The organism is Pseudoalteromonas xiamenensis (genome assembly GCF_017638925.1).
In the GTDB taxonomy this organism is placed as follows: Bacteria; Pseudomonadota; Gammaproteobacteria; order Enterobacterales; family Alteromonadaceae; genus Pseudoalteromonas; species Pseudoalteromonas xiamenensis.
The window spans coordinates 3033286-3060199 of sequence record NZ_CP072133.1 but is presented as its reverse complement, the minus strand read 5'-3'; the positions used below and the strand labels follow the sequence as shown (position 1 = coordinate 3060199).

The window sequence follows — 26914 nt, the reverse complement described above, 5'->3', positions numbered from 1 at the left end:
CGCTTAATCCAACTGCATTAAATAATCTAACAATGCTTTATAGGCATATACGCCCCGAGATTTTGGGCAATACTCTACAGGCACTTTTTGTGAAAGGCTTGCATCTCGAAACTTCGTATCAACAGGGATTACACCAGGCCACACTTTGTCGCCATAAGTATCTAACAACGACTTATACGCCTCTAATGACGCTTTTGTTCGTTTGTCATACATCGTTGGGATAATGGTGTATTGATATGCTTTACTTTGAGATGTTTGCATCAACTCCATGGTACGCATCATCCGGTCCAAACCTTTCAATGCTAAGAATTCAGTTTGAACAGGCACTAAAATCCGCTCACTTGCAGCAAGCGCATTTACCATAAGAACGCCAAGTACCGGTGGGCAATCCAAAATAGCATAGTCATAATGCTCACTGATTTTGGCTAAGGCTTTCTTCAGCACCAAGCCCATACCGGATTTATGACCCATGCTTCTGTCTAGCGTTGCAATTGCCATGGTTGCAGGCAATATATCCAAATTTTCAATCGTAGAAGGGCAAAGAGACTGGAGTATTTCTTCACTCGCCATTTGAGTACCGCGTGCAAAGATATCGTAAACGCTCACTTCAAGTTGTTCGGAATCGATGCCAAAGTAGTACGTTAATGATGCATGCGGATCAGTATCAATAAGAAGTACACGCTTACCCTGTAGCGCGAGTATACCTCCAAGGCTGACTGTCGTTGTAGTTTTCCCTACTCCACCTTTTTGGTTTGCTACTGTCCAAATCTTCACGACTAAAAACCGTTCCTTAATCTATAAACCTTGGTTACATTAACACCTATCGCAACCAAATTTTAGCCTACAGCGAAAATATAATTGAGTTAAAACTCAGCATCCTACTTCTTTGGCAATGCGCTGAGCAAAATCCTGCAAAGGTAAACTTTCTGCCGCAAGCCCAGCATTAGCAACCGCTGCAGGCATACCATAAACCACACAAGTTTTTTCATCTTGCGCCCAAATGGTTGCACCAGCTTGCTTTAGCAATCGAGAGCCATCTCGCCCATCGGCGCCCATACCCGTTAACACAACCGCGAGCACGTCGCCGCTATAGGCCTTTGCAGCACTTGCAAATGTGACATCAACAGATGGTTTATACGTTATTCTCGCACTGTCATCTTCAAACACGCGCAAGGTCCTTGAACCACCGCGACTTTCAACCATCATTTGCTGACCACCTGGAGCTAAATACGCAACACCGGCTTGTAGACGGTCACCATTCTCGGCTTCTTTCACTTTAATTTTGCATAGCGTGTTTAGGCGCCGCGCAAAAGCGGGAGTAAAGGCCGCAGGCATATGTTGAATAAGCAGAATAGGGTGCGGGAAGTTAGCCGGTAATTGAGTTAAAATCGTTTGCAATGCAACAGGCCCACCGGTCGAAGTCCCGATAGCCACTAGCTGATATTTTTTGCCTGAGGCTCTCGCACTCGCTATTGGTGATGCGGGACTTACTGGCGCACTTGAACGAGAAAACGTTCTATCTGGTTGCGCTATAGACGGTCTAGTCTGCCCACTAGAAAGTGGCGTACTTGGCGCAGCAGTTGGCGCTGAAGGCGTATAGGATGGTCGAACAAAACGAGATAAACGTCGACGTCCGATTTCCTTTACTTTATTTTGCAACGACTTAATCGCATCGTCACTATTGCGTGCAATGTCTTCAAATTTCTTTGGAAGGAAATCCAATGCCCCTGCGTCGAGCGCATCCAACGTGGCACTTGCCCCTTCGCGAGTCAACGAGGAAAACATAAGAATGGGTGTTGGATTCGCTTGCATAATCTGTTTTACGGCACTTATGCCATCCAACACAGGCATCTCGACATCCATTGTGATCACATCGGGTCGCAATTGCGCTGCTTTTTCAACCGCTTCTTGACCATTTACTGCAAAATCAATTACTTTGATTTCAGGGTCTTGCTCTAATATTTCTGTAACTCTGCGGCGAAAGAAGCTCGAATCATCTACAACTAATACTTTGACTGCCATTGGCTACTCGTCTCAAATTCAGATCTAAAAAGTGGTGCCTAAGCACCACATTCATACTTTCTTAGTACGTGGTGGAGCCTTAGCTCCTACTTACTAGCATAGTGTTTTAACAGATTTGGTACATCTAAAATAAGCGCAATCCCACCGTCTGAGGTGATAGTCGCACCGGCCATACCAGGAGTACCTTGGAGAAGTGCATCCAAAGGCTTAATGACCACTTCTTCTTGTCCAATAAGCGAATCCACAACGAAACCAACCTGCTTGGTTCCTATTTGCACGATGACAACATGACCTTCTGCTTTGCGGCGAGATCGATCTGCGCCTTTTTTCAACCAATGTTCAAGATAGAAAAGAGGGATCGCTTTTTGTCTTACAATTATCGTCAATTGACCGTCAACGACATTTGTTTTTGTCAAATCGAGGTGGAAAATTTCGTTAACACCTGCCAGCGGTAATGCAAAGGTTTGCTCACCAACAATGACCATTAAGGTCGGTAGAATAGCAAGTGTGAGCGGTACCTTGATTTCAAGTACAGTACCTACACCAAGTTCCGATTGAATATTTACTGAGCCATTCAGTTGGGTGATTTTCGTTTTAACAACGTCCATGCCCACACCACGACCTGAAATATCAGAGATTTGCTCTTTAGTAGAGAATCCTGGTGCAAATATCAGGTTATACGCTTCAGTATCTGATAAACGACTTGCTTGGTCTGAATCAATTACGCCTTTTGTCACCGCAATCTTTTTAAGCTTTTCAGGGTCCATACCTGCGCCATCATCACGGATGGTTAGAAGTATATGGTCACCTTCTTGCGATGCTGAAAGCGTTACAGTACCTTGCCTTGGTTTTCCAGCTGCTTCACGCACGTCTGGCATCTCGATACCGTGGTCAACTGAGTTTCTTACTAAGTGAACAAGCGGATCAGCGAGTGCTTCAACCAAATTTTTATCTAAATCGGTTTCTTCCCCTTCCAGCACTAGATTGATGTCTTTTCTCAAACTACGAGCAAGGTCGCGTACAACTCGAGGGAAGCGACCAAATACTTTCTTGATCGGCTGCATTCGAGTTTTCATTACAGCCCCTTGAAGGTCTGCTGTCACGACATCGAGGTTGGAGATTGCTTTACCCATTGCTTCGCTACTCGCATTGGTTGCTAAGCTTACCAAGCGATTACGCACTAATACCAATTCGCCAACCATATTCATAATTTGGTCTAAACGTTTTGTATCAACACGAACGGTTGTCTCTGCTTGTGCCGCTGGCGGCGCTTTTTTAGCTGCAGATGCCGGTGAAGCTCTCTCTTCAACTGGTTCAGCTTTAGGCTGAGGCTTCGCAACTGGAGCCGCAGCTTTTGGAGCTGGTGCAGGAGCCGGTTTTGCTGGAGGAGGCGTTGCCGCTTTCGGTTTTTCCGGCTCCTCTTCAACCGCTTTAGGTGCATTTCCTTTACCGTGTAGCTCGTCGAGCAATGCTTCAAACTCGTCATCATTAATATCTTCATCACCAGACGACGTTGGTTTTGCTGATGGCGTTGGAGCAGCTGCTTTAGGTGCAGATGGAGCAGGCGTTGGCTCAACAGATGCATTACTGCCGAACTGACCAACACCATGTAATTCGTCTAAAAGTTGGTCGAATTCTTCATCAGTGATATCGCCATCATCTCGGCTAGCTTTAGCAGGCGTTGAATCGCCACCTACGGCTGGCGCTTTTCCTGCACCGTGTAGTTCATCAAGTAATGCTTCGAATTCATCTTCCGTGATTTCATCAATGCCGTTATCCGCTTCAGCAGCTGGTTTAGCACTGTTTGATGCTTCAAAAAAGATATCATCGAATTCAAATGGGTCTTCACCCCCTGCCGCTGAAGGTGCTGCTTCAACTTGTTCTGCAACAGGTTCGGGACTCGTCCAGAGTTTCAGCAACGGAGGCGTGAGCTTTGGGTTGGTCTTCGGATTCAGGTCGGCTTAAATCGTGGAGAGTTTCGAGTAGCCCAGGATCCGCTGGATCTGGTTGCTCGCGATTTTGAATACGACCAAACATTTCATTGATTGTGTCCAATGCTTGTAAAATGACGTCCATTAATTCTGGAGACACTCTACGCTGCCCTTGACGCAACACGTCAAACACGTTTTCTGCACCGTGACACGCATCAACAAGTTCTGTCATGCTCAAAAAGCCTGCGCCACCTTTAACCGTGTGGAAGCCACGGAAAATAGCGTTCAGAAGCTCTCTGTCTTCGGGATTATTCTCGAGTCTCAACTAACTGCTCGGAAAGCTGCTCTAGTATTTCGCCGGCTTCAACAAGAAAGTCTTGTAATATATCTTCATCGACTTCAAAGCTCATGCACATACTCTCCTATTAGAAGCCCAAACTGGATAGCAAATCATCGACCTCATCTTGGCCTGAAACCACATCATCTCTAGCGTCTGGGTCAATAATAGGTCCTTCCGGCCCCGACAATTCATTTGGATCGCTGACGACAACTTTCGGCTCAGCTCGTTTTTGTTTTATTGAGCTTTCGTCTGCGGTTCCGAATACAGTTAGTAGATGAATTAGGCTGTCTTCAACTTCCCTAACCAGTTCTATTACTCTGCGAATAACCTGGCCAGTAAGGTCTTGATAATCTTGTGCCATCAAAACGTTAGTCATCAAAGATTGCAGCTCTTCCGTACGATTCGGAGAGGTCTGCATAAATCGGTCAATGTCATGACATAACGACTTGAACTCGCCAAGTTGAATGTCGCGATTCATTAGCCTATCCCACGTTGGTTTAATATGGGAAATATCTTCAGATAACTGTTGTGCGAGAGGAAGACTGGCTTCCACGGCATCCATGGTTTTGTTGGCCGCGTTTTCAGTCATTTCCATTACATAATTTAGGCGTTGCTTAGCATCAGGAAGTGCTTCTGTCGTGAGGTCCGTCAATCTCGTGTCTAGTTCAAAGTTTTTTAGCGACTCGTGAAGTTGGCGAGTTAACTTACCTACTTCAGCAAAGAGACTCAGACTGCTCTTTACTCGCAGCTTCCAAAATGAGCTGGTCCGCTTTTTCTTGTTCACCTTGCTCTAGGTATGCGACAAGCTGTTTAGCTTGTTCAAGACTGATTTGAGGCGCAGCATTAGCCGACATAAGCCTCTCCTTCTGGTTATTTTAGCCTAAACGTTCAAACACTTTTTCGAGTTTCGTTTTTAGTGTGCCCGCGGTAAACGGCTTAACAATATAACCATTCACACCAGCCTGCGCTGCCGCTACTATCTGTTCTTTCTTTGCTTCTGCAGTAACCATTAAAACTGGAATATGCTTAAGCTTGTCATCTGCACGAATTGCACGGAGCAAATCAATGCCTTGCATGCCTGGCATGTTCCAATCCGTGACAACAAAGTCAAACTCTTGGTTTTGCAACATTGGCAAAGCTGTACTACCGTCATCGGCTTCCTGAACATTTGTAAAACCTAAATCTCTGAGCAGGTTTTTGATGATTCGACGCATCGTCGAGAAATCGTCAACCACGAGAATTTTCATGTTCTTATCCAAAACATCCTCCAGTGAGGTTTGAACCCATTTTATTTGTATCTTTAATTGATCCAGTCATTGATTTTAGCTTTAAGCCGAATCATTGCCTGACCATGAATTTGGCTAACACGAGATTCACTTACATCTAGTATCTGCCCGATTTCTTTTAAATTCATTTCATCGTTGTAGTACAGCGACAAAACTAAGGCATCTCTTTCCGGTAAGGATTGAATTGCATCAATGAGAGATTGGTTAAAGCGCTCATTTTTAACAACATTAAACGGTTTGTCCAGTGACAAATCTTGATCTGCGGTAGTTATTACATCTTCGTCCACCCCGAGATCTTCAATCCCCAAAATTCTGCTCGAATTTACGTCCTGTAAAATATGATGGTACTCATCTAACGTAATATCAAGTTTTTCAGCTATTTCAGTATCTTTTGGCTCTCGACCAAGAATTCCTTCAAGCTCGGAAATCGCCTCTGCGACCATTCGGTTATTGCGATGGACTGAGCGTGGTTCCAATCACCACGGCGAATTTCATCCAACATAGCGCCACGAATCCGAATACCGGCAAAGGTTTCAAAACTTGCCCCTTTTGTCGCGTCAAAATTTTTGCTCGCTTCAATGAGGCCTATCATGCCGGATTGGATCAGGTCATCTAGCTGTACGCTTGCTGGTAATCTTGCCAAGAGATGACACGCCACCTTTTTGACCAGCGGTGCATGACGCTCCACTAGTTGTCCGAGGTAGTCTGTGGTCTGATATCCCATGGTCTTATTTACCAATGCCATACCTATCCGTTTACGAGTTGTTCAATGAAAAATTCTAAGTGACCTGATGGCTGGTGTGGAATTGGCCATTTAGCAGCTTTTGAAGCAAGGCCTCTAAACGCTACAGCGGCTGGAGAATTAGGGAACAATTCAACAATCGTCTTTTGACGACGAGAAGACTTTCGCATGTTTTCATCGAAAGGAATTGTCGCCACCATTTCAAGCGCTACATCCAAGAATCTATCAGTCACTTTAGAAAGTTTAGCAAATAATTCTTGGCCTTCACGGAGACTTCGCACCATGTTGGCAACAATTTTAAATTTGTATACGCCGTGTTCACGGCTTAGTACTTTTATCAACGCGTAGGCATCAGTAATAGACGTTGGTTCGTCACATACAACAACCATAACGTCTTGAGCTGCCCTTGAAAAGCTTAAGACCATGTCCGAGATGCCTGCTGCCGTATCAACAATCAGAACATCAAATTCAGTATTAAGTTCACTAAATGCTCGGATTAAGCCAGCATGCTCTGCAGGTGTTAACTCCACCATATTCTGCGAGCCTGATGTTGCCGGCACAATTTTAATGCCCGCAGGTCCTTCAACTAAGATTTCATCAAGTTCACATTCACCGGAAAGCACATGAGAAAGGTTTTTCTCAACGCGTAAGCCAAGCATTACGTCACAATTAGCAAGACCTAAGTCAGCATCAAGCACAAGTACTCGATGCCCTTGTTGTCCCATTGCGATTGCTGTGTTGAGAGAGACGTTAGTTTTCCCAACTCCACCTTTACCGCCTGTTACTGCTATGACTTTGACGCCGTGGTTATTCTTTTGATTCATTCTTCGCAGACCACTTGCTTGATCTAATACTGTGTTAATCATACATTCCTACTGCTTGAGACGCCACTGGTACAGGTCTCGAATGTTGAGCTTTTGAACGTCTAATGAATAATTGCTCAGCCTTTTTAACTAGTTTTTCAGCGTTTGCAACTCGGATGTCTTCTGGCACACGCTGGCCGTTAGTAAGATACCCGATTGGCAGGCGATTTTGAATCGCTACACTTATAATCTCGCCCAAACTTAGACTTTCATCAAGTTTTGTGAAGATACAACCACTTAAATTTACTTTCTTAAAGTGGCGCACCGTCTCTTGAAGTACGTTCATTTGCGCTGTTGCGCTTAATACAAGATAGCTGCGAATATCAACGCGCGCATTCTTCATGAGCGTATTTAATTGTTCTGTTAAGCGTAAGTCTCGCTGACTCATACCCGCTGTGTCAATCAAGACTAAGCGTTTGTTGCGTAAATGATATAACACTTCTGACAATTCTTGTGCATCTTTTACTTGTTTAACTGGACAACCAATGATGCGACCGTATGTTGAGAGTTGCTCATAAGCGCCAATACGGTAAGTATCTGTTGTAATTAATGCAACTTGGTCAGCGCCAAACTTTTGTGCACCCAAAGCAGCTAGTTTTGCAACAGTCGTCGTTTTACCAACACCCGTTGGGCCAACTAACGCGAAAACACCACCTTGACGTAAAATTTCATTGTTCGTTGTGTGGAGTTGATTTTCCACCATTGATAACAACGCATTCCACGCTTCTTTACGTGATACGTCATCAGGAATAAAGCAAGCCATCTGGTCTGCTACGGATTCTTCAATCCCCATCCCTTTCAAACGCTCAATTAAACAAGCTCGAGTAGGGTCACGACGCGCAAGGTCTTGCTGCATCAAACCAGAAAGTTGGAATTCAAGAAGTTGACGGATAGCGTTCATTTCTTCGCGCATTTTTAACATTTCACTTGAGCCAGTGTCAGTATTTTGGCGAAGGTCTACTTCATCACCAAATCCTGAATCGAGTTCATCAGCCATGTCCCATTGAGAATGTACTTTTGGTTGTGCTACCTGAGGACGCGCCGTTTTGTGAGTAGGCATTTTTGGCGCGAATGCTTTTTCTGTGTCAATTCCTGATTCAGAAAACATCGAAGCAAGCTCTGGAGAACGTGGACGCGCAGAAGCTTGTCTTTCTAACAGAGCTTGTAATGAGTCAGCTACTTGTGCTTGCGGCTCTGGCTTAGCGCGAGCGGACTTCAGGACGAACGATACGAGGAGCAACCTGTGCTACTTTACGCTCAGTTTGAATTGGGGCTTGTGGTTGTTCTGGGGCTGTTTGAGGCGCACGATCATTGTCTACAGCAGCAACGATTTCAACACCGTCAGCTAACTTCTTGTTCGACATAATCACTGCATCCGGACCAAGTTCTTCCTTCACTTCTTTCAATGCAGTACGCATGTCTTTTGCGAAAAAACGTTTGATCTTCATTTGACAACCCCTTACTCACTATTGCTGTCCAACTGAGCTTACTATTTTGATTTGTCTTTCTTCCGGCACTTCTTGATATGACATCACTCGAAGGCCCGGAATCGTGTGTTTAACAAATCTTGATAGCACACTTCGTAACATTCCAGAGGTTAATAAGATGGAAGGTTCGCCTAGCATTTCTTGCGTTTGATGAGCTTCTCTCAATGAGTTTTGAAGCCTCTCTGCAAGACCAGGTTCGATACCTGCGCCCTCATCACCTGCGTTCTGCAATGAGTTATGCAACATCTGTTCCAACTCGGGCGCCAATGTTATGACAGGGATTTCGTCGTTGTTACCAACCGCATCTTGAACGATGAGTCGGCGAAGTGAAATTCGCACTGCAGCCGTGAGTACATCAGGGTCTTGACTGCGTGGACCATACTCCACAAGGGTTTGCACAACCGTACGCATATCACGGATGGCGACCCCTTCATTGAGTAAATTTTGTAGCACTTTAACTACCGTTGTTAACGGTAAAATATCAGGTACTAGACCCTCAACTAATCGAGGATGGCTTTTCGCCAACATATCCAGCAAATTCTGAACTTCTTCATGGCCTAATAACAACGAAGCGTTATTAGTTAATAATTGACTAATGTGCGTCGCGACCACCGTTGCGGCATCGACTACGGTATAGCCCAGAGACTGTGCTTCGTCTTTTTGGTCAGGTTTTATCCATACCGCATCCAGGCCAAACGCGGGATCTCGAGTAGCAACCCCATTGATCGGACCGAATACTTGGCCAGGATTTATCGCTAACTCGTCGCCATGTTTTAGTTCGCCTTCTCCCGTCGCAACACCCATGAGCGTGATTCGATAAGCATTCGGATCCAACTCTAAGTTATCTCGAATATGAACTGGCGGGACAAGGAAACCGAGTTCTTGTGAAAGCTTCTTACGTACACCTTTGATGCGACTCAGCAGCTCACCGCCTTGGGCTTGATCAACTAGTGGGATTAAACGATAACCTACTTCCAATCCGATAACATCTACCGGCTGTACGTCGTCCCAGCCGAGCTCTTTTTGGTCTAACTGACTGGACTTATTCGCAGCAATGGCCCCACCTTTCGCTTCCATTTCCGCGGCTTCGGTTTCGGCTTTCGCTTTTTGCTTTTGTAAATAATAAGCTAGGTAAGCTAGAAAAGTACCAAAGCCTAGGAAAGCAAGATGGGGCATTCCAGGCACAACGCCCATAATAAACATGATACCTGAAGCAATAAAAAGCGACTTTTCATTGCCTAATTGTTTCTGAACCTGCTCTCCCATGTTTTGGGAAGCATTTTCACGGGTTACCACAATGGCCGTACCAATGGATAACAGAAGTGAAGGGATTTGCGCTACAAGACCATCACCGATGGTGAGAAGTGTGTACACTTCCATTGCTCGAGAGAAACTAAGGTCATGTTGGATCATCCCTACAAACAAACCACCAATAATATTGATAAAGAGAATGACAAGGCCCGCTATCGCGTCCCCTTTTACGAATTTACTCGCACCGTCCATAGAACCATAAAAGTCCGCCTCGCGCGTGACTTCCTCACGACGAGTTCTCGCATCTTCCGCGGAAATAAATCCGGCGTTTAAGTCCGCATCAATCGCCATTTGTTTACCAGGCATCGCGTCTAAGGTGAAGCGTGCAGAAACTTCCGAAATACGGCCAGCACCTTTGGTGATTACAACAAAGTTAATAACCATCAAAATGATAAAAACAATAAGACCAACCGCGTAATTACCACCGATAACAACGGATCCAAACGCTTCGATGACTTTACCCGCAGCCGTCTCCCCCATTGTGTCCTTCTAGTAGCACAACTCGCGTACTTGCGACGTTTAGCGCGAGGCGCAAAATAGTTGCGATAAGCAAAACAGAAGGGAACATACCAAACTCAAGCGGTTTTAACGTGTAAACCGTGACTAACAACACAACGAGTGCAAGGGCAATATTGAAGGAGAAAAGCACATCTAGCAAAAACGGCGGCATGGGTAAAATAACCATACCAAGCGCGGCCAAAACAATAATCGGGGTGCCTATCCCTTTGAGATAGTCATTTCTATTTTGTTTAAACTGGTCTAGAACTGCTTTAAAATCCATAGGTTATCTTATGAAAATAAATTGACGCATTAAGTTTAAAGCAATAACTATTCCAGTAGAATAGAAAGTTAATGTTAATGCTTTAAGTTATCTGGGATCGGTAATTCTTTTTTCAATGGCACCGGTCTCTTACCTCGACCTTTATTGAAACGTTTTAATTGGAATACGTACGCAAGTACCTGTGCAACCGCCGTAAAAAGTTGCTCTGGTATTTGGTCGCCAACTTCCGTTGTATGATAAAGTGAACGCGTCAATGCTGGAGATTCAACGATAGGCACGTCATTACCAATAGCAACTTTTCTGATTTGCATCGCAAGCTCATCCACCCCTTTAGCAATGACCATCGGGGCGCCTGCCTTTTCCGTATCATATTTAAGCGCAACAGAATAATGAGTTGGGTTAGTCACAACCACGTCTGCATCGGGAACATCTTGTATCATTCTTCGCCGCGACATTTCGCGCTGTAGACGACGAATACGACCCTTAATCATCGGGTCACCTTCTGAGTTTTTATATTCGTCTTTAACTTCTTGCAGTGTCATTTTTAATTGCTTGTGGTGATTATAACTTTGATAAGGCGCGTCAATTGCAGAAATGATGACAAGCGTGCAGCTCAAGGCTAAGAACATCCAAGCTAAAATCTCCAAAGCATGAACGATACTTTGTGGCGGGCTTTCAATACTTAAATGAAGTATTTCATAAAAGTACCCTTGAATAAGCAAAATCGCAAACCCAGCGACAAGCGAAAACTTTAAGATAGCTTTGATCAATTCGATACCCGCCTGAGCACCGAACATGCGCTTAATGCCTTTCATCGGCGACATTTTACTTGGCTTTGGAGAGGCCGCTTCCCAACTAAAATTGAAACCACCTAACAAGGTATTCCCAATTATTCCGGCAAGCGCAACGACAAAAACAAACATCGCCATAGGAAAAATCAATTCACTGAATGCACTTCCCCACACCGCAAACATCTTCGTTGTATCATAGGTTTCATTGCGATTAAGGGTAAGCATACGTCCCATTAAGTTATATAAACCTTTTGCGATACCGGGTCCGTACATGAGCAGTGCAATTGCGGAAAAAATAAGGACAAAAGTTGTCCCTAACTCTTTTGAACGGGCAATTTGCCCCTTTTTTCGAGCTTCATCTATTTTTTTACTGGTGGGTTCTTCGGTTCTTTCTTGACCTGAATCTTCAGCCATTCTCTACACCTAAACGCTACAACCTATCATACCACACATTAATTCAACCATTTTAAGCCATTGAAACTCGTACTGTGTGATGAAATTTCCCATTGTTGCCCAAATTATCATTAAACCAGCAACCAGTGTAAACGCGAAGCCCACAGAGAATATGTTCATTTGTGGTGCGGCCCGAGTCATGATGCCAAATGAAATGTTCATAACAAGCATAGCAGTCAACGGTGCAAGAGACAGAGCAAGGGCAGTCGAAAACATCCACCCCCCCCACATCAAAATATCCCAATAATTGTCAACCGGCCACCATTCTCCGTTAATTGGCCATGTTTCAAAACTAAATGCGACCATCTGGATCATCATCAAATGTCCGTTAAAGACAAAAAAAAGTAGGGTTGCAAGTATTAAATAGAATTGCCCAACAGCGGGTACAGATAAGCCATTAGCGGGATCTACTACAGAGGCAAATCCTAAACCTGTCTGCGTTGCAAGTATTTGACCTGCGATTACGAACGTGTTTAAGAGTAACAAGGAGGCAAAACCAATTGCGATACCAATAAGCATCTGCTGGATTACCACAAATATCATGGACAAAGAAAATAAATCGGTGAATTGAGTTTGTGGAAGCGCAGGCACTAACGCGAATGTAGTAACAACCGCCATAGCGAGTTTAACTCGACTCGGCACATTTTGAGCACCAAGTCCCGCCATTACCATCATCATCGAACTAACGCGCACTAACGGTAACAAAAAATCACTCAACCACTGGATAACAATGGCAAACGGAAATTCCATTTTTTACCCCGCGATTTCTGGGATCATTTCCACTAGACGAGTAAAAAAGTCCATCAGTTCTTGTGTAAGCCAATGTCCACCAAAAATTAGCGCTATGATGGTAATAATGAGCCTTGGTAAGAAACTCAATGTCTGCTCGTTAATTGAGGTTGCCGCTTGGAACACGGCCACACATAGTCCCACAACCATACCGGGTATAACAATCGCCGACACAAGCTTGATGACTAAAAAAAGCGAATCACTAAGAATATCGACGAATACTTCTGGTTCCACATTACACCCCCAAACCGAAACTTCGTGCGAGAGTTCCCATGACTAGTCCCCAACCGTCTACGAGCACAAATAGCATTATTTTAAACGGTAAAGAAACGATCATCGGTGAAAGCATCATCATACCCATGGCCATTAATACACTGGCTACAACCAAATCAACGATAAGGAAAGGAATGAAAAACATAAACCCGATAATAAAAGCGGTTTGCAATTCCGACGTTACAAATGCTGGGATGATAACAATAAAGGGTGTATCTTCTGGTTTATCAAGTTTGTCGTAACCCGCTATTTTAGCGAATGTTTCAAGGTCCTTTATGCGCGTTTGAGAGAGCATGAACGCCTTCATCGGCTCTTTTGCAATTTCAAGCGCTTGAATGGAAGTAACTTCATCCTTCAAATACGGTTGTAATGCTTGGTCGTTTATTTGGTTAAATATTGGCGCCATAATAAAAAAAGTCATAAACAACGAGATACCAACCAAAATTTGATTTGAAGGTGCTTGTTGAAGACCGATAGCCTGACGCAAAATCCCAAGAACAACAATAATGCGCGTAAATGACGTCATCATAATGACCGCGGCTGGAATAAAACTCAGTGCCGTCATTATCGCGAGCACTTGCAGTGTTACGGAATATTCCTGCGTGCCATCAGGGGTGGTAGTAATACTCAAAGCTTCGATGCCTTCCGCATTTACACATGGGAGATAAAACAATATTGCTGTGAAGATAAGTAGCTTTAGAGCATTATTCATTTTTTTTCGAAGTCTTCAGCAGTTCAGAAATCCCTTTCGCCATCATCGGCATTTCAGCTTGAGGCAGAGGTTTCTCGAGTTGATATAGGTAATTAATGCTATTGGGCGTTACCCCTAAGAGGTGTTGTTTATCGTCTAACTCAATAATCATCAATCGTTCTTTTGTGCCTAAGGGCATACTTCTCACGACTTTAAAGTGCTCAGACGCACCAAGCTGAGGATTTAATTTTTTTACAAGCCATGCCAATAACAAAATGACGATCACAACTCCAAGTAATGAAGTCATCATCGTCATCACGTTTTGTGCATCCGCTGGGTTCGCAGCAAATGCAAAACCACTGAAACCAAGCAAGACTAAAAATAGCACACTCATCGTAATTTTTTAATTCGCTCTACTTGGCTAATGACGTCCGTCAAACGGATACCAAACTTATCGTTGACCACAACCACTTCACCATGCGCAATAAGCGTTCCATTGACTAACACGTCCAGCGGTTCACCCGCTACGCGGTCAAGTTCAACGACTGAACCTTGGTTAAGCTGGAGCAAGTTACGAATATTGATTTTTGAACGCCCAACTTCCATCGAAATGGTTACAGGAATGTCTAAAATCGTATCTAACTTTCTGCGCTCATCTGCACTTAGTTTTGTTCCAGAACCTTCAGAAAACTCTTCTAATTCAGCAATTTCAGGTTCTGCACCAACATCGGCTTGTTCTGCTTCGGCGAGGGCTGCTGCCCATTCATCCATTGTATCTTGATCGTCACTCATACTTTAAAACCCTGCTAAAACCTTGATTACCAATCAAGATCAACACCTTCAGACAAGTGTAGATCTTCTTCTAATTCAGCCAATTCGGCATCATTGTCGAGCTTTTTACCACCCTTAGTAAAGACATGGAGCTCGGATTTAACCGATTCTGGTCGCTTAATCTTTTCGCTAATCTGAAGCGCAACAAAATCTCTTGAACGCCCCATTTTTGCTCTAAAGGTCGGCAACTCTTCTATAAATACCGTTACGTGTTCAGGCATATCCACAGGGATTACATCACCCGCTTTTAGCTCCATAACCTGCGCTAAACTCAAATCAATTTCAAGCAATTGCGTGGACAACTCAACTTCAACATCCATAATTTCGTCACGTAATGCTTTACTCCAACGCAAATCGGTATCTTCTGTATCAGACTGCACACCCGCATCAAGTAGCTCTCGGATCGGCTCTAACATCGAATACGGAAGGGAAATGTGGAAATCACCACCACCACCGTCGAGTTCAATGTGGAATGAACTAATGACGACCACTTCCGTTGGACTTACTATGTTCGCCATCGCAGGGTTTACTTCTGAGTCTAAATATTCAAAAGACACGTCCATTACTGGTGCCCAAGCTTCTTTATAATCCTCAAAGATGATTTTTAGAAGCATCTGCACGATACGACGTTCGGTAGGAGTAAATTCACGACCTTCAATTTTAGCGTGATATCGACCATCACCACCAAAGAAGTTATCAACTAGGATAAAGACTAATCGCGCTTCCATAGTAATGAGTCCAGTCCCTTTTAAAGGACGGAATCGCACCATATTCAAACTGGTTGGAACGAACAGTGTGTGGATATATTCGCCAAATTTAAGCATCTGAACGCCGTTGATTGAAACTTCGGCGGTACGACGCATCATATTGAATAGAGAAATACGCATATGTCGAGCAAAGCGCTCGTTCACGATTTCGAGCGTTGGCATTCGACCACGGACAATACGATCCTGAGAAGAGAAGTCATATTGTAAGGCTTTGGAACTGCCTTCACCGTCATCGTCGTTTATGTCGTCCTCTTCGACTTCATCAACACCATGGAGTAGCGCATCGATTTCGTCTTGGGAAAGTAAATCGCTCACACTCTACCTCTACTGCATTACAAAACCAGTGAACAACACACGTTCTACAACTTTGCTGCCTTCAACACTGGTTAATGCTTCTTGAACTTTGTCTAGCGCGGTTAGTCGGAGTGTTTCTTTACCCGCGGTTGTGCTCAACTCATCTGCTGTTGTTGTCGAGAAAACGCTGAGCAGTGTCCCTTCAATGAGTGGAATATGTTTTTTAGCAACTTCTTCGTTTCCATCGCCTCGAACTAATAGTTGTACCTTAATTTGTACAATTCGGTCTCGACTGGCACCTGGAACGTTAAACACGAAGGGTCTTGGCATGGCAACATAGAGCGCACTTCCAACTTGAGCACTCGAACTATTTGCTGCTGGTGCTGCGGTGGCGGGTACTTCTTCAGCAAGTGTCTCTACCGGTTCTTCTGACGAACCTGAAAATAAAAAGAAACCAATAATACCTGCGACAACGACAACAGCTGCGGCGATGATTATGATAAGTTTCTTCTTCCCGCCCGTTTCTTCTATTTCTAGACTGTTATTATCTTCCGCCATCTTCTCACCCACTTTATTCTAAAAAATGCGCTATTGTGGTTATAGCATAGCAGTTGTTAGGCATAGTAATCTATTGCTGAACTTGAGGATTTTGCTTTTGTTGCCAAGTTTTCAACGTTTTGAGGCTCTGATTGCTCACTCTGTGAACGGTTGGTGCCTGTTGTCCCATCGATTCTCCATCACCTTGATTGCCGGCAAATCCCTGTTCAATGCTGCTTTCACCTAAGTTTATACCTTGCTCCGCTAACATTTCACGAAGTTTTGGCATGGATTGCTCCAATAGCTCTTTTGCTTGCTGATTTTGCACAACAAAATTCACTTGCGCTTGTTCAGCATCGCTGCGAATACGAATTTGCATGCTGCCAAGTTCCGGTGGGTCCAAACGGATCTCCGCCTCTTTATTATTCAGGTTAAGCATCATTGAAACGCGATTTTGCAACTCTTTCGCCGCATCTTGTCTTGCGATATTCATCGCTTGCAACAATTCAGGGTCTACTACGACTTTTTGTGCTGCCTGCTGAGCATGATTAGTATGTTGTGCTTGCTCGACTTGCATTGCAAATTGTTTGTTGGCAGCAGACTCAATTTGGCTATTTGGATCAGCAAGTTGTGCAATGGTTTGCATGACCCGATTAATAGAAGAAGGTTGCTCCGTAGTCTTGGCAGAGACATTCGCCAGTCCCTTTGTTTCCTCTACGTTTTGGTGAGCGCTGTTCTCTTCTTGCTCAACATCAGTCTCATCTAAAACATCCACTTTCACTTTCGACACATCCAGTTTCTGCTCAACATTTTGTTTTTGCAGCATTGACTCTTCGTTTACTTTAAAGAAAGTGTTTTCTACAGTCGTCTTGTCTGCACTTTTAGCCGATGCAGCTACTTTCGATTCACCTTGTACATCTTTGGACTCGCCTTTACTGAGCTGGCTGTTAGAAGAAACAAGTTGTTCAATTTGTCGCTTTTCCGAAGGCGCTTTATCTTCCACATTCGCTACTTTTGAGCCAACCGTTACATTCTCGCCATCCCCCAAGAGTGAAGAGTCAGCAATAGATTCAACCGCTTCGACTTCAGAAGTTAGCTCTGTCGAGAGATTGGTTACACTTGCAGCGGCAGTCGGCTGACTTTTAGAGTTATTTTCGGATTGACTATTTTCATTTGTCGTTTTGACAGCGCTACTTTGAGAAACAAAGTCTTTTACTGGAAGCGTAACATTTCCATTCTTTGCATCGTTAAGCGCATAAACAATCTGGCGCGCAATAAGACGCTCTTCCTTCGTCAAAGTACCTTGTTCAAGCTTTTCTTCAAGTAAAGCCTTCAACTTACTTTGTTCCTCTGTCGATAGACTATTAAGTTGCTTTTCAAGTTCATTTACTTTGAGTCTCGATTGCCTTGGTATTGGCTTCTTCTTTTGCTTGTTCATTGTTAAGCAGCTGTGCAAACTTAATCTGCGGTTGGGAATCCTTGTTTGATGATGCTATGGATAGTGTTTCTTGCTTGTCACTCTTTTCCATTTTAGAGACTAGCTCATCGAGGTTTGTTGCTTTGACCTCGCTTTGATTGTCAGCACTCTTTTTATTACTGACTTCACTCGCTATAGCCTCTGCTTGCTTATCTAAGCTCTGCGTTTGCGCTACCGTTTCATCGAGTGAATCATGTGTTCCTAATGAGGTCGCTTGCCCGATTAATTCATTAGCATCATTAGAAGATTGTTCATCTAAGGTATCTTCTTCACATTTGTACGTCGCACTTTTTAGCGTTGTAACGGTGGCCAATGACGATTGTAGAAACGTTAAAAAATCATTTGCGCTTTCAGACTCGTTTATTGAATCTGATTCTTCTTTAGACTCAAAATCTACTTTAACGTCATGTTGTTCAAGCAATAAGTCATCATCTACCGTCTCATCAGCTTCACTTAAATTTCGTTTATCTATTTCAGTGCCGGTTGTTTTTGCCGATTTATCAGAAGTTTTGTCTGTAACCTCCGTATCAGCTATCTTTTTATCACGTTGAAATTGACGGTTATCGACTTTTTCTTCCGCAAATGCCAACTCCTCGGCGAAAACATCCCCCTTTTCGCTTGATAGATCTTCATCCATAAACGATTTTTGGTTGTCCTGTTTTGGATTTGATGCAACTGCAGTCGTGATTGAAAACATAGTTCACCTCAAAGAGATTGCGGCAATTTACTTCCGATTTGGCATATCAAGCCGTAATATTTATTGATAAAGCAAGTTAAATGCCAATTACACTGCTTGGCGTCGTTGGAAAAACTGAATAGTGGCAAATTCGTCCAACATTTTTTGTTCTGCTTTGTCCTGCTTTTGTTTAATTGCAAGCTGTTGCTTTTCAATTAACTTCGCAATGGCTTTGGCTTTTGCCTGTTGCTGAATCCATAATTTCCGTCGTTGTTCAACTACTTGTTTTGCGGTATTCACCACTTTGGCTTGCTGGCTAACCGCTTCTTCGATTTTATTAATAAAGGAGTGGTATTGACGAAACGTATTGCTCGTTAAGCCATTTTGGGCTTTCACATGCAACTGCTGCATGTATTCCAAACGAAATTGACTCAAGCCATTCATTTTTTGTTGATTGTCTTGAAAATAACGCTGTGCTTGTAAAAACGTCTTGCGAAGCGTTTCTTCTTTCTCACTTTCAAGCTTATACAATAGATCTAGTTTGTTATTAGCCATTAGCGTTGTCCTAATAATTGTGCAAGCCCTTGCAAGCAGTCATCGTAAGTAATAACGTCCTTCATGCCTTGTTGCAAAAAGTGTTTTACCGCAGGCATCATATTAATTGCTTGGTCCAAAGCAGGATCACTACCTCGTTGATAAGCACCGAGTGTCACCATGTCTCTGTTTTGCTGATAGAGGGAATAAATCTGTTTTACCGTGCGAGCCTGCAACATGTGACTTTCCGACACGACTTGTGGCATTACACGACTTATCGATTTTTCGATATCAATGGCTGGATAATGACCACTGTCCGCCAATTCACGTGACAAAACAATATGACCGTCCAAAATAGCACGAGCCGCGTCCGCAATTGGGTCTTGCAAGTCATCCCCTTCACTTAGTACGGTAAAGAAAGCGGTGATAGATCCCTGTCCTTCTCCCCCATTACCAGCCCGCTCAACCAGAGCAGGAAGTTTCGCAAATACTGATGGTGGGTATCCTTTGGTTGCAGGAGGTTCACCGACGGCGAGCGCAATTTCACGTTGGGCCATTGCGTATCGCGTCACAGAGTCAAGTAGAAGCAAAACATTTAATCCTTGGTCGCGGAAGTACTCAGCAATCGTTACCGCACTCTCACAACCTTTTAAACGCATTAACGGGGATGCATCAGCGGGTGCCGCAACCACAACGGAACGTTTACGGCCCTCAACGCCGAGAATTTCTTCGATAAACTCTTTAACTTCACGGCCACGCTCACCGACCAAACCAACCACGATCACATCCGCTTCACTACCACGAGTCATCATGCCTAGTAGAACGGATTTACCAACACCACTCCCTGCAAACAATCCCATACGTTGGCCTTGGCCAACCGTAATAATGCTGTTAATTGCTCGCACGCCAACATCCATAGGGGCATCGATTGGACGTCTTGCTAATGGATTAATTGGTTCAGCGGCAAACTTAAGGTGCGTTTCTGCATCAATGGCACCAAGTCCATCAAGCGGGCGACCTAGCCCATCGACAACACGACCAAGCAGTCCCATACCTACAGGAAGGCCTGCGTCATGCAATTTGGGAATAACTCGAGCTTCAGGTAACACACCCGAAATGTGATCATTCGGCATTAAGTACAAAGTATCATCGTTAAAACCGACTACTTCTGCATCGATAAATCCACGTGCCGTTTCAATTTTGCACTGACTACCTACAGGAGCACTAAGACCCTTCGCTTCAAGAGTGAGTTCCCACTACACGCGTTAAGCTACCAGCAACAGCGACGGCATAGGGTTTAATAAATTTGTGATATTTACTCAGCCGCTTTGCGACTGGCGATTCGATTTCACTCATTGATGCATGACATTGGTAATCTAGATACCACTATCATGCAAAAATGTGTCCAATATTTCACGGATACGGTTTTTAACTGTCATATCAATAGAGGATTGAGCGGTTTTTACCTCACAACCTCCACGTTCTAAGGTGGGTTCAGGGATTAAATGCCAGCCTCTGTCCGCAATAGCATTTTCACCATAACTGTCTTTAACTAACTCTAAGTCTTCAGGATTTAAGTGAATTCTGACTTTCGCTTCATTCAGCGGTAATGCATCCATCGCCTTTTTTAGCGCTTGCAGAATAAGCGTAGGATCCAGCGAAAGCTGTTTAAAAATAACGGCTTCCGCCAAAGACGCCGCCAAAGCAACAACTTGTTTCTCAGCCTGTTCATCAATACGCTCTAAAGGAGATTGCATTGCGTCAAAGATTTGACCAAGCATACCGAGTTTTTCTTCTATCAGAGGCTTCGTTTCCTCGAAACCTTGCGTTCGCCCAAGCTCTAAACCTTCTTTATAACCCGCTTCTTTTCCTTCACTAACGCCTTTATCGAAACCGTCAATGTAACCTTGCTCGTGGCCCTGCTTTATACCTTCGTCAAAAGCATCTTGGCGAATTTGCTCAAGCTCTTCCAAGGTTAGTTTTGGAAAGTCAGGTTCTTCAGGCGTTTCTATCACTTCATCTTGAAGGTGTTCTTTTTTTCTGTATATTTCTTCAAGTGGCGTACCCATGGCCGTAGAACGCCCACGCAATTTTCTCTCATCTCGAGACACATCTGGTATCGGCCAGTTCTTTAGAAGTTCTTCTACAGATTCATCTAAATGAATTGGTTTGCCGCGGTACATTTTTGGATCAGCCATGGATTATAGGAACTCCTCACCGCCGCCACCGCCAAGCATGATCTCACCCGAGTCAGCCAAGCGACGTGCTGTAGAGAGGATTTCTTTCTGCGCAGCTTCAACTTCACTGATACGAACTGGAGGCATTGCTTCAAGATCATCTGCCAACATCTCAGCCGCACGCTTTGACATATTCTTAAGAATTTTCTCTTTAAGTGAATCGTCAGCACCTTTCATTGCTTTCATCAGTACGTCTTGCTGGACTTCACGCAGGATAGCTTGAATTCCTCGGTCTTCAACATCCAATAGGTTCTCAAATACGAACATAAGATCTTGGATTTGCTGCGACATTTCTTCATCGTGCTCACGAATTGAATCCATAAGCTGACCTTCTACGTTCGTATCCAAATAGTTCATGATGTCCGCGGCGGCTTTCAAGCCACCCATTTTCGCCGCTTGAGCACCGGCTTGACCCGCGAACTGCTTCTCCATAATTTCGTTAAGTTCTTGAAGTGCAGCAGGTTGAACCTCTTCTAAGTTCGCGATACGCATCATCAAGTCTAAGCGAACCTTTTCAGGGAATTGAGATAAAATCTCTGCAGATTGTTCAGGTTCTAAATAAGATAAAACAATGGTTTGGATCTGCGGGTGTTCATTGCGAATAATGTTCGCTACCTGCTTGGAATCCATCCATTTCAATGAATCGAGGCCTTTTGCACCTGAACCCATGACAATTTGATCGATAAGACTTGCTGCCTTGTCTTCACCAAGTGCAGCGGTAAGTGCTTTACGAATAAACTCTTCCGATTGGAAGCCAATCGTACTAAAGCTTTGGATCTGTTCAATAAATAAGTTATGTACAGCCGCAATTTTAGCTTGTGACAAATCATCAAGCGACGCCATTGCCATACCCACTTTTTGCACCTGCTTTGGTTCTAAGTGTTTTAAAATCTGAGCTGCGTCTTCTTCAGATAAACTCAGTAGCAGAATGGCCGCTTTATCAACCCCGTCGAGCTTATTGACATCGTAACCTGCGGGTAATTTTTTTCTTCATCAGTCATCTTCAGTCAACCATGCTTTTACTACTTGAGACGAGAGTTCAGGTTCATTTGCAACCAGTGCTCGAACCGCTTTCAATAAATCTTCATCACCATGTAAATCAGGCAGCTGTAATGTACCATCCGAATTGAAACCAACTGCTGATGCGTCAAATTCCGTATTAAGTAAGTCAAGAGTACTATCGCCAATGTCTACACCAGCAGTAAGAGCATCTTCATCGTACGCTTCCAACGTATCATCTGGGTAAATTAGGCGTTTCAGCATCGGTCTGACAACCGCAAGGATTAACACAATAATGACTAACGCCCCTGCACCTAGGCGAGCAAGTTTGATGAACCATTCTTGCTCCCAAAGTGGCAATTCTGCAGCTTCGGTTAAATCCTCACGAACGAATGGAACAGTGACCACTTCCAGTGCATCACCACGTTGTAAGTCAAATCCGATACCACCTTGCAGTAGGCGGCGAATGTTCGTTAATTCTTCTTGAGAACGCGGCGCTAAAGTCGCTTTACCATCCGCACCGGGGGTTGGAATGTAATCTACCGCAACAGACACACTTACTCGGCGGATCACACCGGATTGCTGGCGTTTATGTGAAATCGTCGTATCAAGCTCATAGTTTCGTGTCGCTTCTTTCTGCGAACGACTTGATGCACTGCTTGACCCGTTTCCACCGTTCGCTACTTCTGGAATGCTCGAGTTCACTGGCGGTTGATTGGTCAATGCCCCTGGAATACCAGCAGCAATGCCGCCTACGTTGTTTTCTTCGAATGTTGTTTCACTGCGGACTGCTGGAAGGTCTGGGTTGTAACGTTTTTGAGTCTCTTCAACGGCGCTAAAATCCATCGTTAAATCAACTTGCGCAGTGTAATTACCAAGTCCAACAACCGGAATAAGAATACCATCAATTTTTTCAAGGTATTCTTGCTCTCGTTTTCGTTCAATTTCAAATTCTTTACGCGAGCGTGCAGACAAGGAGTCTTGAGAGCCTGAATTTAGCAGTCTGCCATTTTGATCCGTTACGGTGACTTTGGACGGTTCAAGTCCTTGTACCGCTGAGGCGATGATGTCCACGATGGAATCGACTTCCTCGCTATTTAATGTTTTACCACGACGCAGTGTTAACACAACCGTTGCGGATGGCTTTTTTTCAATACGCGCGAAGACGTTTTCTTTTGGAATAGCCAACAACACCTTTGCACGAGAAATATCTTGTAGTTCTTCAATTGTGCGGGCTAGTTGTTGTTCTCTAGAATGCTTAAGACGCTCACGCTCTAGACGCTGACTTACGCCGAAGCCCATATCTTGCATTAAGATATCAGTACCATTACTCGGCTCTTGAGTCAGACCTTCACGCGACATTTGTAGCTTGATACTTTGGTATTCCGTTTCCGGCACCATAATTGTGTTGCCTTCAAGCTGATACTCTATTTTTTGGGCGTCAAGGAAATCAAGCGTTTGAATAAGTTCTTCAGTTGGATATTTACCTAATGGACGCATGTCCGGTTGGCGTGCCCAAATAATGATAAAAATTGCAATAGCCAAGCAAATCGCCAACGCGATTACCAAAGTAACTTGACGCAGCATATCAACGCCACTTAAGGCACCAAAATAGCCAGACTTCTGCTCTTGTTGTTCAGCCCCTTCCGCGCCCGATTCCATAGAATCGTCAGTCAGCGTTAGGTCAGTTGATTGCTTCGTAGCCACGATGTTGCTCCACTACCAATTAAACTGGCATGCTCATGATTTCTTTATAAGACTCTACTAATTTGTTGCGCACTTGGACAGTCGCTTCAAACGCAACAGATGCTTTTTGGGACGCAATCATTACTTCCGCTAATGATACACTGCGATCACCCATTTCCATTGCTGTTACTTTGGATTTTGCCTCTTTTTGCAATCCATTAACAGTATTAATCGCATCTGCCAATAAGTCACCAAATTGATTTGTTGACGAAGGAGCAGCCGTTTTAATTGTAGTCGACTCTACACGGTTTCTGGAAGCTTCCGTCGCCATCGACTGCATTTCTTGGAATAACGAAGTCGCGTGAATATTCATTTTGGTATCCTCGATACATTTACTTAAGGTGATAAATGCATTTTTCATACCAAAATAAATTAACTAATTTTCAATCAGTTACTTGATAATATTGTATGCCAATTCGTTGACGGGATCAAAAAAGCGAGCGTTTGCTCGCTTTTTGTTTAACTTAAGCGGGGACTGGCAAACCGAGATCGCGCATTTTAGCCAGCTTGTAGCGCAGAGTACGTGGGCTGATACCAAGTGCATCCGCAACTTCTTTGCGTTTACCTTGAAAACGCGTCAACGTATCGAGAATGATTTTATGCTCAGTGTCTTGTAATTCAGCCTTATAACTAAAGCCTTCATCACTTTCATCATCTGCAACATTCAACTGCCAGACAGGTTCGATACTTTGAGTTGGCTCTGCAACCGTTTCATTTACTGTGCTGCTGATCACTTTCGCATCAGACTGAGCAAAGGCTTCACTCGGTTCAAAATTTTCAATGAAGATATCACCGACTTCAATTTGACCTTGAGAATGTAATATCAACGCGCGTTGCACCACGTTATCCAATTCACGGACGTTACCGGGCCAAGAATGTTGCATTAATCGATATTTTGCGGCTTCGCTCATCGTTGGAATCACTTGGCCTGCTTTTGTACAATGACGCGCCACTAAATGCTCAGCCAATACAACAATATCCAGAGGTCTTTGACTTAGCGGTTTCCAAGTGAGTGGAAATACATTTAGTCGATAATACAAGTCTTCTCTGAATTTGCCTTCTGCAACAGCTTCTTTTAAATCTCGGTTACTGGTTGCTAATACGCGCACATCTAATTCTATCGTCTTGCGACCACCAAGACGTTCTACTTCACGTTCTTGCAATACACGCAACAGTTTCGCTTGCAGCGCTAGATCCATCTCGGTAATTTCATCAAGCAAAATAGTCCCTTTTTGCGCTTGTTCAAATTTACCTGGACAGGCTTGAATTGCGCCCGTAAATGCACCTTTTTCATAGCCAAACAACGTTGCTTCAAGCATGTTTTCAGGAATCGCGGCGCAGTTAATGGCTACAAATGCTTCGTCACTGCGAGGCGATTTATCATGAATGTAACGTGCGAGTACTTCTTTACCTGAGCCACTTGGGCCTAAAACCATCACACTCGCGTCTGAACGAGCCACTTTTGCTGCTAGCTCAAGCAACTGCAAAGAACTAGGGTCCGCAACAACAGGCCCATCCGTTTCTTTTTCCTTTTCAGGTAGGTAACGGCTCACCATGTTCAAAAGCACTTCTGGTGCAAATGGTTTAGCCATGTAATCGATTGCACCTAACCGCATTGCTTCTACCGCATCGTCAATCGTCGCATACGCGGTCATCATCAAAACAGGTAGATCAGGGTAATTGAGTTTTATGCTGCGAAGTAAATCAAGGCCACTCATTGCGCCCATTTGCACATCACTCACCACTAAAGAAAATTTATGCTGCTTTAGTAATAACATTGCGGACTCGGCGCTGTTCGCTTCTACGCATTCAATACCTGAAATCATCAGTGTATCAATAAGCGCTTCGCGCAATCCCGCATCGTCTTCAACGACTAGTACCATGTTGTTCATACAACCTCCCTAAGCGTTTCATGTTGTGCAGATTCAGCGGAAACGGAATTTATTTCTGCAGAATCCGAATTCAGGATTGGTAAGACGATGCTAAAACATGCGCCACCAGCGTCCGTGTTGTGAACTTGCACTTTGCCTTGATGCGCATTCGCGACGCTGCTTACCACCGCGGTTCCAAGCCCCGTACCTTGGCTTTTCGTTGTAAAAAACGGTTCAAACAATTTGTCTGCGATAGCCAAATCAACACCAGGTCCATTGTCGGTTACTGAAATCCTGACAAAATTTTGACTTTCGGTATCAAATGCCGCCTTTAACACGACTTTTGCCTGACGCCCAATAATTTGGATACTGTTGTGAATAAGATTACCAATCGCGCTTGCTAGTGCCGTCTTATTACCCATAATTTCGATATCTGGGTCAGGTAAATCGACCTCAAGTTCACTGTCGTTCATTGAGACCATCGCATCTGAGCCTGCTTTTACTTCGCTAAGCAACTGTTGCATAGATACGGGTTCAACGACGTTTTGTTCGCCGCTTTTTGCAAACAAAAGCATGTCATTTACTTGTGATTCTAAATCTTTTAAGCGCGACATCAGCTTCTCTTGGAAACGGCTGCGAGCACCTTCTGCGAGATTGTTTGAACCAAGATTCGCTGCATACAACATTGCAGCAGACAGTGGTGTACGAACCTGATGAGCAAGTGATGCGACCATTTTTCCAAGCGCACTTAATCGTTGCATATGTGCCATTCTTGCTTGCAAGCGACGAGTTTCAGTCAAGTCCGTCATAAGAATCAACTGGCCTGGTTCTGGTGCTAATGCTGTAATATCCAATTTAATTAAGCGACCATCTTTTAACGACACTTCGTGTCCATCGTCTTGCTGTGGACGGAATGAACGCTGAATTACTGAGAACCATCTCTCGCCTTCTAGTGGTTCACCTAACATGTCCATTGCGATTTGATTGGCTTTGGCAATCATGCCTCTGCCGTCAAGTACAACAACGCCTGCAGGCATTGTATCCACCAAATGACTGAGCCAGCTTGCTTGCTGTCTAAGATCGCTCAGCTCTCCCACGTATGCCTCCTGCAATAAACATGGATTGTAGTTTGCAAGGTGAGCCAGTTGTGATTGCATTACTTGCGCTAGTGCCATGATGTTGCTC

At 44.1% G+C, this 26914-nt stretch carries 21 protein-coding genes and 7 pseudogenes; all 28 read right to left on the bottom strand.

Going from position 1 to position 26914, the window contains the following annotated elements:
* Nucleotides 1–3: 3 nt before the first annotated feature.
* A complete protein-coding gene (locus J5O05_RS14675) occupies nt 4–774 on the bottom strand; it encodes a ParA family protein (protein ID WP_208842719.1) in 771 nt (256 codons plus the stop codon).
* A 96-nt stretch (nt 775–870) separates the two neighbouring features.
* On the bottom strand, nt 871–2022 hold the full coding sequence (locus J5O05_RS14670; protein WP_208842718.1) for a protein-glutamate methylesterase/protein-glutamine glutaminase: 1152 nt from the start codon (nt 2020–2022) through the stop codon (nt 871–873).
* 86 nt (nt 2023–2108) lie between these two features.
* A complete protein-coding gene (locus tag J5O05_RS14665) occupies nt 2109–3941 on the bottom strand; it encodes a chemotaxis protein CheA (RefSeq protein WP_425281500.1) in 1833 nt (610 codons plus the stop codon).
* Nucleotides 3942–3980: 39 nt separating this feature from the next.
* Nucleotides 3981–4363, bottom strand: a pseudogene (locus tag J5O05_RS22890) (Hpt domain-containing protein); the annotation flags it as partial.
* A 15-nt stretch (nt 4364–4378) separates the two neighbouring features.
* Nucleotides 4379–5147, bottom strand: a pseudogene (locus J5O05_RS14660) (protein phosphatase CheZ).
* 21 nt (nt 5148–5168) lie between these two features.
* Nucleotides 5169–5552, bottom strand: a complete 384-nt coding sequence (gene cheY, locus J5O05_RS14655; protein ID WP_010385696.1) for a chemotaxis response regulator CheY — start codon at nt 5550–5552, stop codon at nt 5169–5171.
* Between the two features lie 41 nt (nt 5553–5593).
* A pseudogene (locus J5O05_RS14650) lies at nt 5594–6303 on the bottom strand (RNA polymerase sigma factor FliA).
* 23 nt (nt 6304–6326) lie between these two features.
* Nucleotides 6327–7187: a MinD/ParA family ATP-binding protein gene (locus tag J5O05_RS14645; protein WP_208842717.1), complete on the bottom strand. Its 861-nt coding sequence runs from the start codon at nt 7185–7187 to the stop codon at nt 6327–6329.
* Nucleotides 7180–8632 (bottom strand): annotated as a pseudogene (gene flhF / locus J5O05_RS14640) (flagellar biosynthesis GTPase FlhF). The gene J5O05_RS14645 and the pseudogene flhF overlap by 8 nt, the downstream one beginning before the upstream one ends.
* An 18-nt stretch (nt 8633–8650) precedes the next feature.
* Nucleotides 8651–10763, bottom strand: a pseudogene (gene flhA, locus J5O05_RS14635) (flagellar biosynthesis protein FlhA).
* Nucleotides 10764–10837: 74 nt separating this feature from the next.
* Nucleotides 10838–11968 (bottom strand): flagellar biosynthesis protein FlhB, encoded by a 1131-nt coding sequence (gene flhB / locus J5O05_RS14630; RefSeq protein ID WP_208842716.1) that lies wholly within the window; start codon nt 11966–11968, stop codon nt 10838–10840.
* 9 nt (nt 11969–11977) lie between these two features.
* Complete coding sequence (gene fliR, locus J5O05_RS14625) at nt 11978–12757, bottom strand: flagellar biosynthetic protein FliR (RefSeq protein ID WP_208842715.1); 780 nt, start codon at nt 12755–12757, stop codon at nt 11978–11980.
* A gap of 3 nt (nt 12758–12760) precedes the next feature.
* Nucleotides 12761–13030: a flagellar biosynthesis protein FliQ gene (gene fliQ / locus J5O05_RS14620; RefSeq protein ID WP_208842714.1), complete on the bottom strand. Its 270-nt coding sequence runs from the start codon at nt 13028–13030 to the stop codon at nt 12761–12763.
* Between the two features lies 1 nt (nt 13031).
* Nucleotides 13032–13781, bottom strand: a complete 750-nt coding sequence (fliP, locus tag J5O05_RS14615; protein WP_208842713.1) for a flagellar type III secretion system pore protein FliP — start codon at nt 13779–13781, stop codon at nt 13032–13034.
* Entirely contained in the window at nt 13774–14154 is a 381-nt protein-coding gene (gene fliO, locus J5O05_RS14610; RefSeq protein WP_208842712.1) for a flagellar biosynthetic protein FliO, read from the bottom strand. The genes fliP and fliO overlap by 8 nt, the downstream gene beginning before the upstream one ends.
* Nucleotides 14151–14552 carry a flagellar motor switch protein FliN gene (gene fliN / locus J5O05_RS14605; protein ID WP_208842711.1) on the bottom strand — a complete coding sequence of 134 codons (402 nt, stop codon included), beginning with the start codon at nt 14550–14552 and terminating at the stop codon, nt 14151–14153. Before fliN ends, fliO begins: the two co-directional genes overlap by 4 nt.
* A gap of 26 nt (nt 14553–14578) precedes the next feature.
* Nucleotides 14579–15673, bottom strand: coding sequence for a flagellar motor switch protein FliM (gene fliM / locus J5O05_RS14600; protein ID WP_208842710.1), 1095 nt, complete (start codon nt 15671–15673; stop codon nt 14579–14581).
* 9 nt (nt 15674–15682) lie between these two features.
* Nucleotides 15683–16210: a flagellar basal body-associated protein FliL gene (fliL, locus tag J5O05_RS14595; protein WP_208842709.1), complete on the bottom strand. Its 528-nt coding sequence runs from the start codon at nt 16208–16210 to the stop codon at nt 15683–15685.
* Between the two features lie 70 nt (nt 16211–16280).
* A complete protein-coding gene (locus tag J5O05_RS14590) occupies nt 16281–17627 on the bottom strand; it encodes a flagellar hook-length control protein FliK (protein WP_244369648.1) in 1347 nt (448 codons plus the stop codon).
* Nucleotides 17572–18363, bottom strand: a complete 792-nt coding sequence (locus J5O05_RS14585; protein ID WP_208842708.1) for a hypothetical protein — start codon at nt 18361–18363, stop codon at nt 17572–17574. The genes J5O05_RS14590 and J5O05_RS14585 overlap by 56 nt, the downstream gene beginning before the upstream one ends.
* Before the next feature lie 87 nt (nt 18364–18450).
* Nucleotides 18451–18897, bottom strand: coding sequence for a flagellar export protein FliJ (fliJ, locus tag J5O05_RS14580; protein ID WP_208842707.1), 447 nt, complete (start codon nt 18895–18897; stop codon nt 18451–18453).
* A pseudogene (gene fliI / locus J5O05_RS14575) lies at nt 18897–20232 on the bottom strand (flagellar protein export ATPase FliI). Before fliI ends, fliJ begins: the two are co-directional and overlap by 1 nt.
* Before the next feature lie 20 nt (nt 20233–20252).
* Nucleotides 20253–21074, bottom strand: a complete 822-nt coding sequence (gene fliH / locus J5O05_RS14570; protein ID WP_208842706.1) for a flagellar assembly protein FliH — start codon at nt 21072–21074, stop codon at nt 20253–20255.
* Nucleotides 21075–21077: 3 nt separating this feature from the next.
* A pseudogene (fliG, locus tag J5O05_RS14565) lies at nt 21078–22103 on the bottom strand (flagellar motor switch protein FliG); the annotation flags it as partial.
* A 3-nt stretch (nt 22104–22106) separates the two neighbouring features.
* The gene (gene fliF / locus J5O05_RS14560) at nt 22107–23774 is read right to left on the bottom strand and encodes a flagellar basal-body MS-ring/collar protein FliF (RefSeq protein WP_244370009.1); all 1668 of its coding nucleotides are present in this window, start codon (nt 23772–23774) and stop codon (nt 22107–22109) included.
* 64 nt (nt 23775–23838) lie between these two features.
* A complete protein-coding gene (fliE, locus tag J5O05_RS14555) occupies nt 23839–24171 on the bottom strand; it encodes a flagellar hook-basal body complex protein FliE (protein WP_208842704.1) in 333 nt (110 codons plus the stop codon).
* 151 nt (nt 24172–24322) lie between these two features.
* The gene (locus J5O05_RS14550) at nt 24323–25750 is read right to left on the bottom strand and encodes a sigma-54-dependent transcriptional regulator (protein ID WP_208842703.1); all 1428 of its coding nucleotides are present in this window, start codon (nt 25748–25750) and stop codon (nt 24323–24325) included.
* Entirely contained in the window at nt 25747–26904 is a 1158-nt protein-coding gene (locus tag J5O05_RS14545; RefSeq protein WP_208842702.1) for a sensor histidine kinase, read from the bottom strand. The genes J5O05_RS14550 and J5O05_RS14545 overlap by 4 nt, the downstream gene beginning before the upstream one ends.
* Between the last annotated feature and the right edge of the window lie 10 nt (nt 26905–26914).

What these genes read in the sequence shown, in the direction of transcription:
- J5O05_RS14670 (WP_208842718.1), bottom strand. Translation starts at nt 2,022, where the DNA reads ATGGCAGTCAAAGTATTAGTTGTAGATGATTCGAGCTTCTTTCGCCGC.
- J5O05_RS14645 (WP_208842717.1), bottom strand. Translation starts at nt 7,187, where the DNA reads ATGATTAACACAGTATTAGATCAAGCAAGTGGTCTGCGAAGAATGAAT.
- flhB (WP_208842716.1), bottom strand. Translation starts at nt 11,968, where the DNA reads ATGGCTGAAGATTCAGGTCAAGAAAGAACCGAAGAACCCACCAGTAAA.
- fliR (WP_208842715.1), bottom strand. Translation starts at nt 12,757, where the DNA reads ATGGAATTTCCGTTTGCCATTGTTATCCAGTGGTTGAGTGATTTTTTG.
- fliP (WP_208842713.1), bottom strand. Translation starts at nt 13,781, where the DNA reads ATGAATAATGCTCTAAAGCTACTTATCTTCACAGCAATATTGTTTTAT.
- fliO (WP_208842712.1), bottom strand. Translation starts at nt 14,154, where the DNA reads ATGAGTGTGCTATTTTTAGTCTTGCTTGGTTTCAGTGGTTTTGCATTT.
- fliN (WP_208842711.1), bottom strand. Translation starts at nt 14,552, where the DNA reads ATGAGTGACGATCAAGATACAATGGATGAATGGGCAGCAGCCCTCGCC.
- fliL (WP_208842709.1), bottom strand. Translation starts at nt 16,210, where the DNA reads ATGGCGGAAGATAATAACAGTCTAGAAATAGAAGAAACGGGCGGGAAG.
- J5O05_RS14590 (WP_244369648.1), bottom strand. Translation starts at nt 17,627, where the DNA reads ATGAACAAGCAAAAGAAGAAGCCAATACCAAGGCAATCGAGACTCAAA.
- J5O05_RS14585 (WP_208842708.1), bottom strand. Translation starts at nt 18,363, where the DNA reads ATGTTTTCAATCACGACTGCAGTTGCATCAAATCCAAAACAGGACAAC.
- fliJ (WP_208842707.1), bottom strand. Translation starts at nt 18,897, where the DNA reads ATGGCTAATAACAAACTAGATCTATTGTATAAGCTTGAAAGTGAGAAA.
- fliH (WP_208842706.1), bottom strand. Translation starts at nt 21,074, where the DNA reads ATGGCTGATCCAAAAATGTACCGCGGCAAACCAATTCATTTAGATGAA.
- fliF (WP_244370009.1), bottom strand. Translation starts at nt 23,774, where the DNA reads ATGGAATCGGGCGCGGAAGGGGCTGAACAACAAGAGCAGAAGTCTGGC.
- fliE (WP_208842704.1), bottom strand. Translation starts at nt 24,171, where the DNA reads ATGAATATTCACGCGACTTCGTTATTCCAAGAAATGCAGTCGATGGCG.
- J5O05_RS14550 (WP_208842703.1), bottom strand. Translation starts at nt 25,750, where the DNA reads ATGAACAACATGGTACTAGTCGTTGAAGACGATGCGGGATTGCGCGAA.
- J5O05_RS14545 (WP_208842702.1), bottom strand. Translation starts at nt 26,904, where the DNA reads ATGGCACTAGCGCAAGTAATGCAATCACAACTGGCTCACCTTGCAAAC.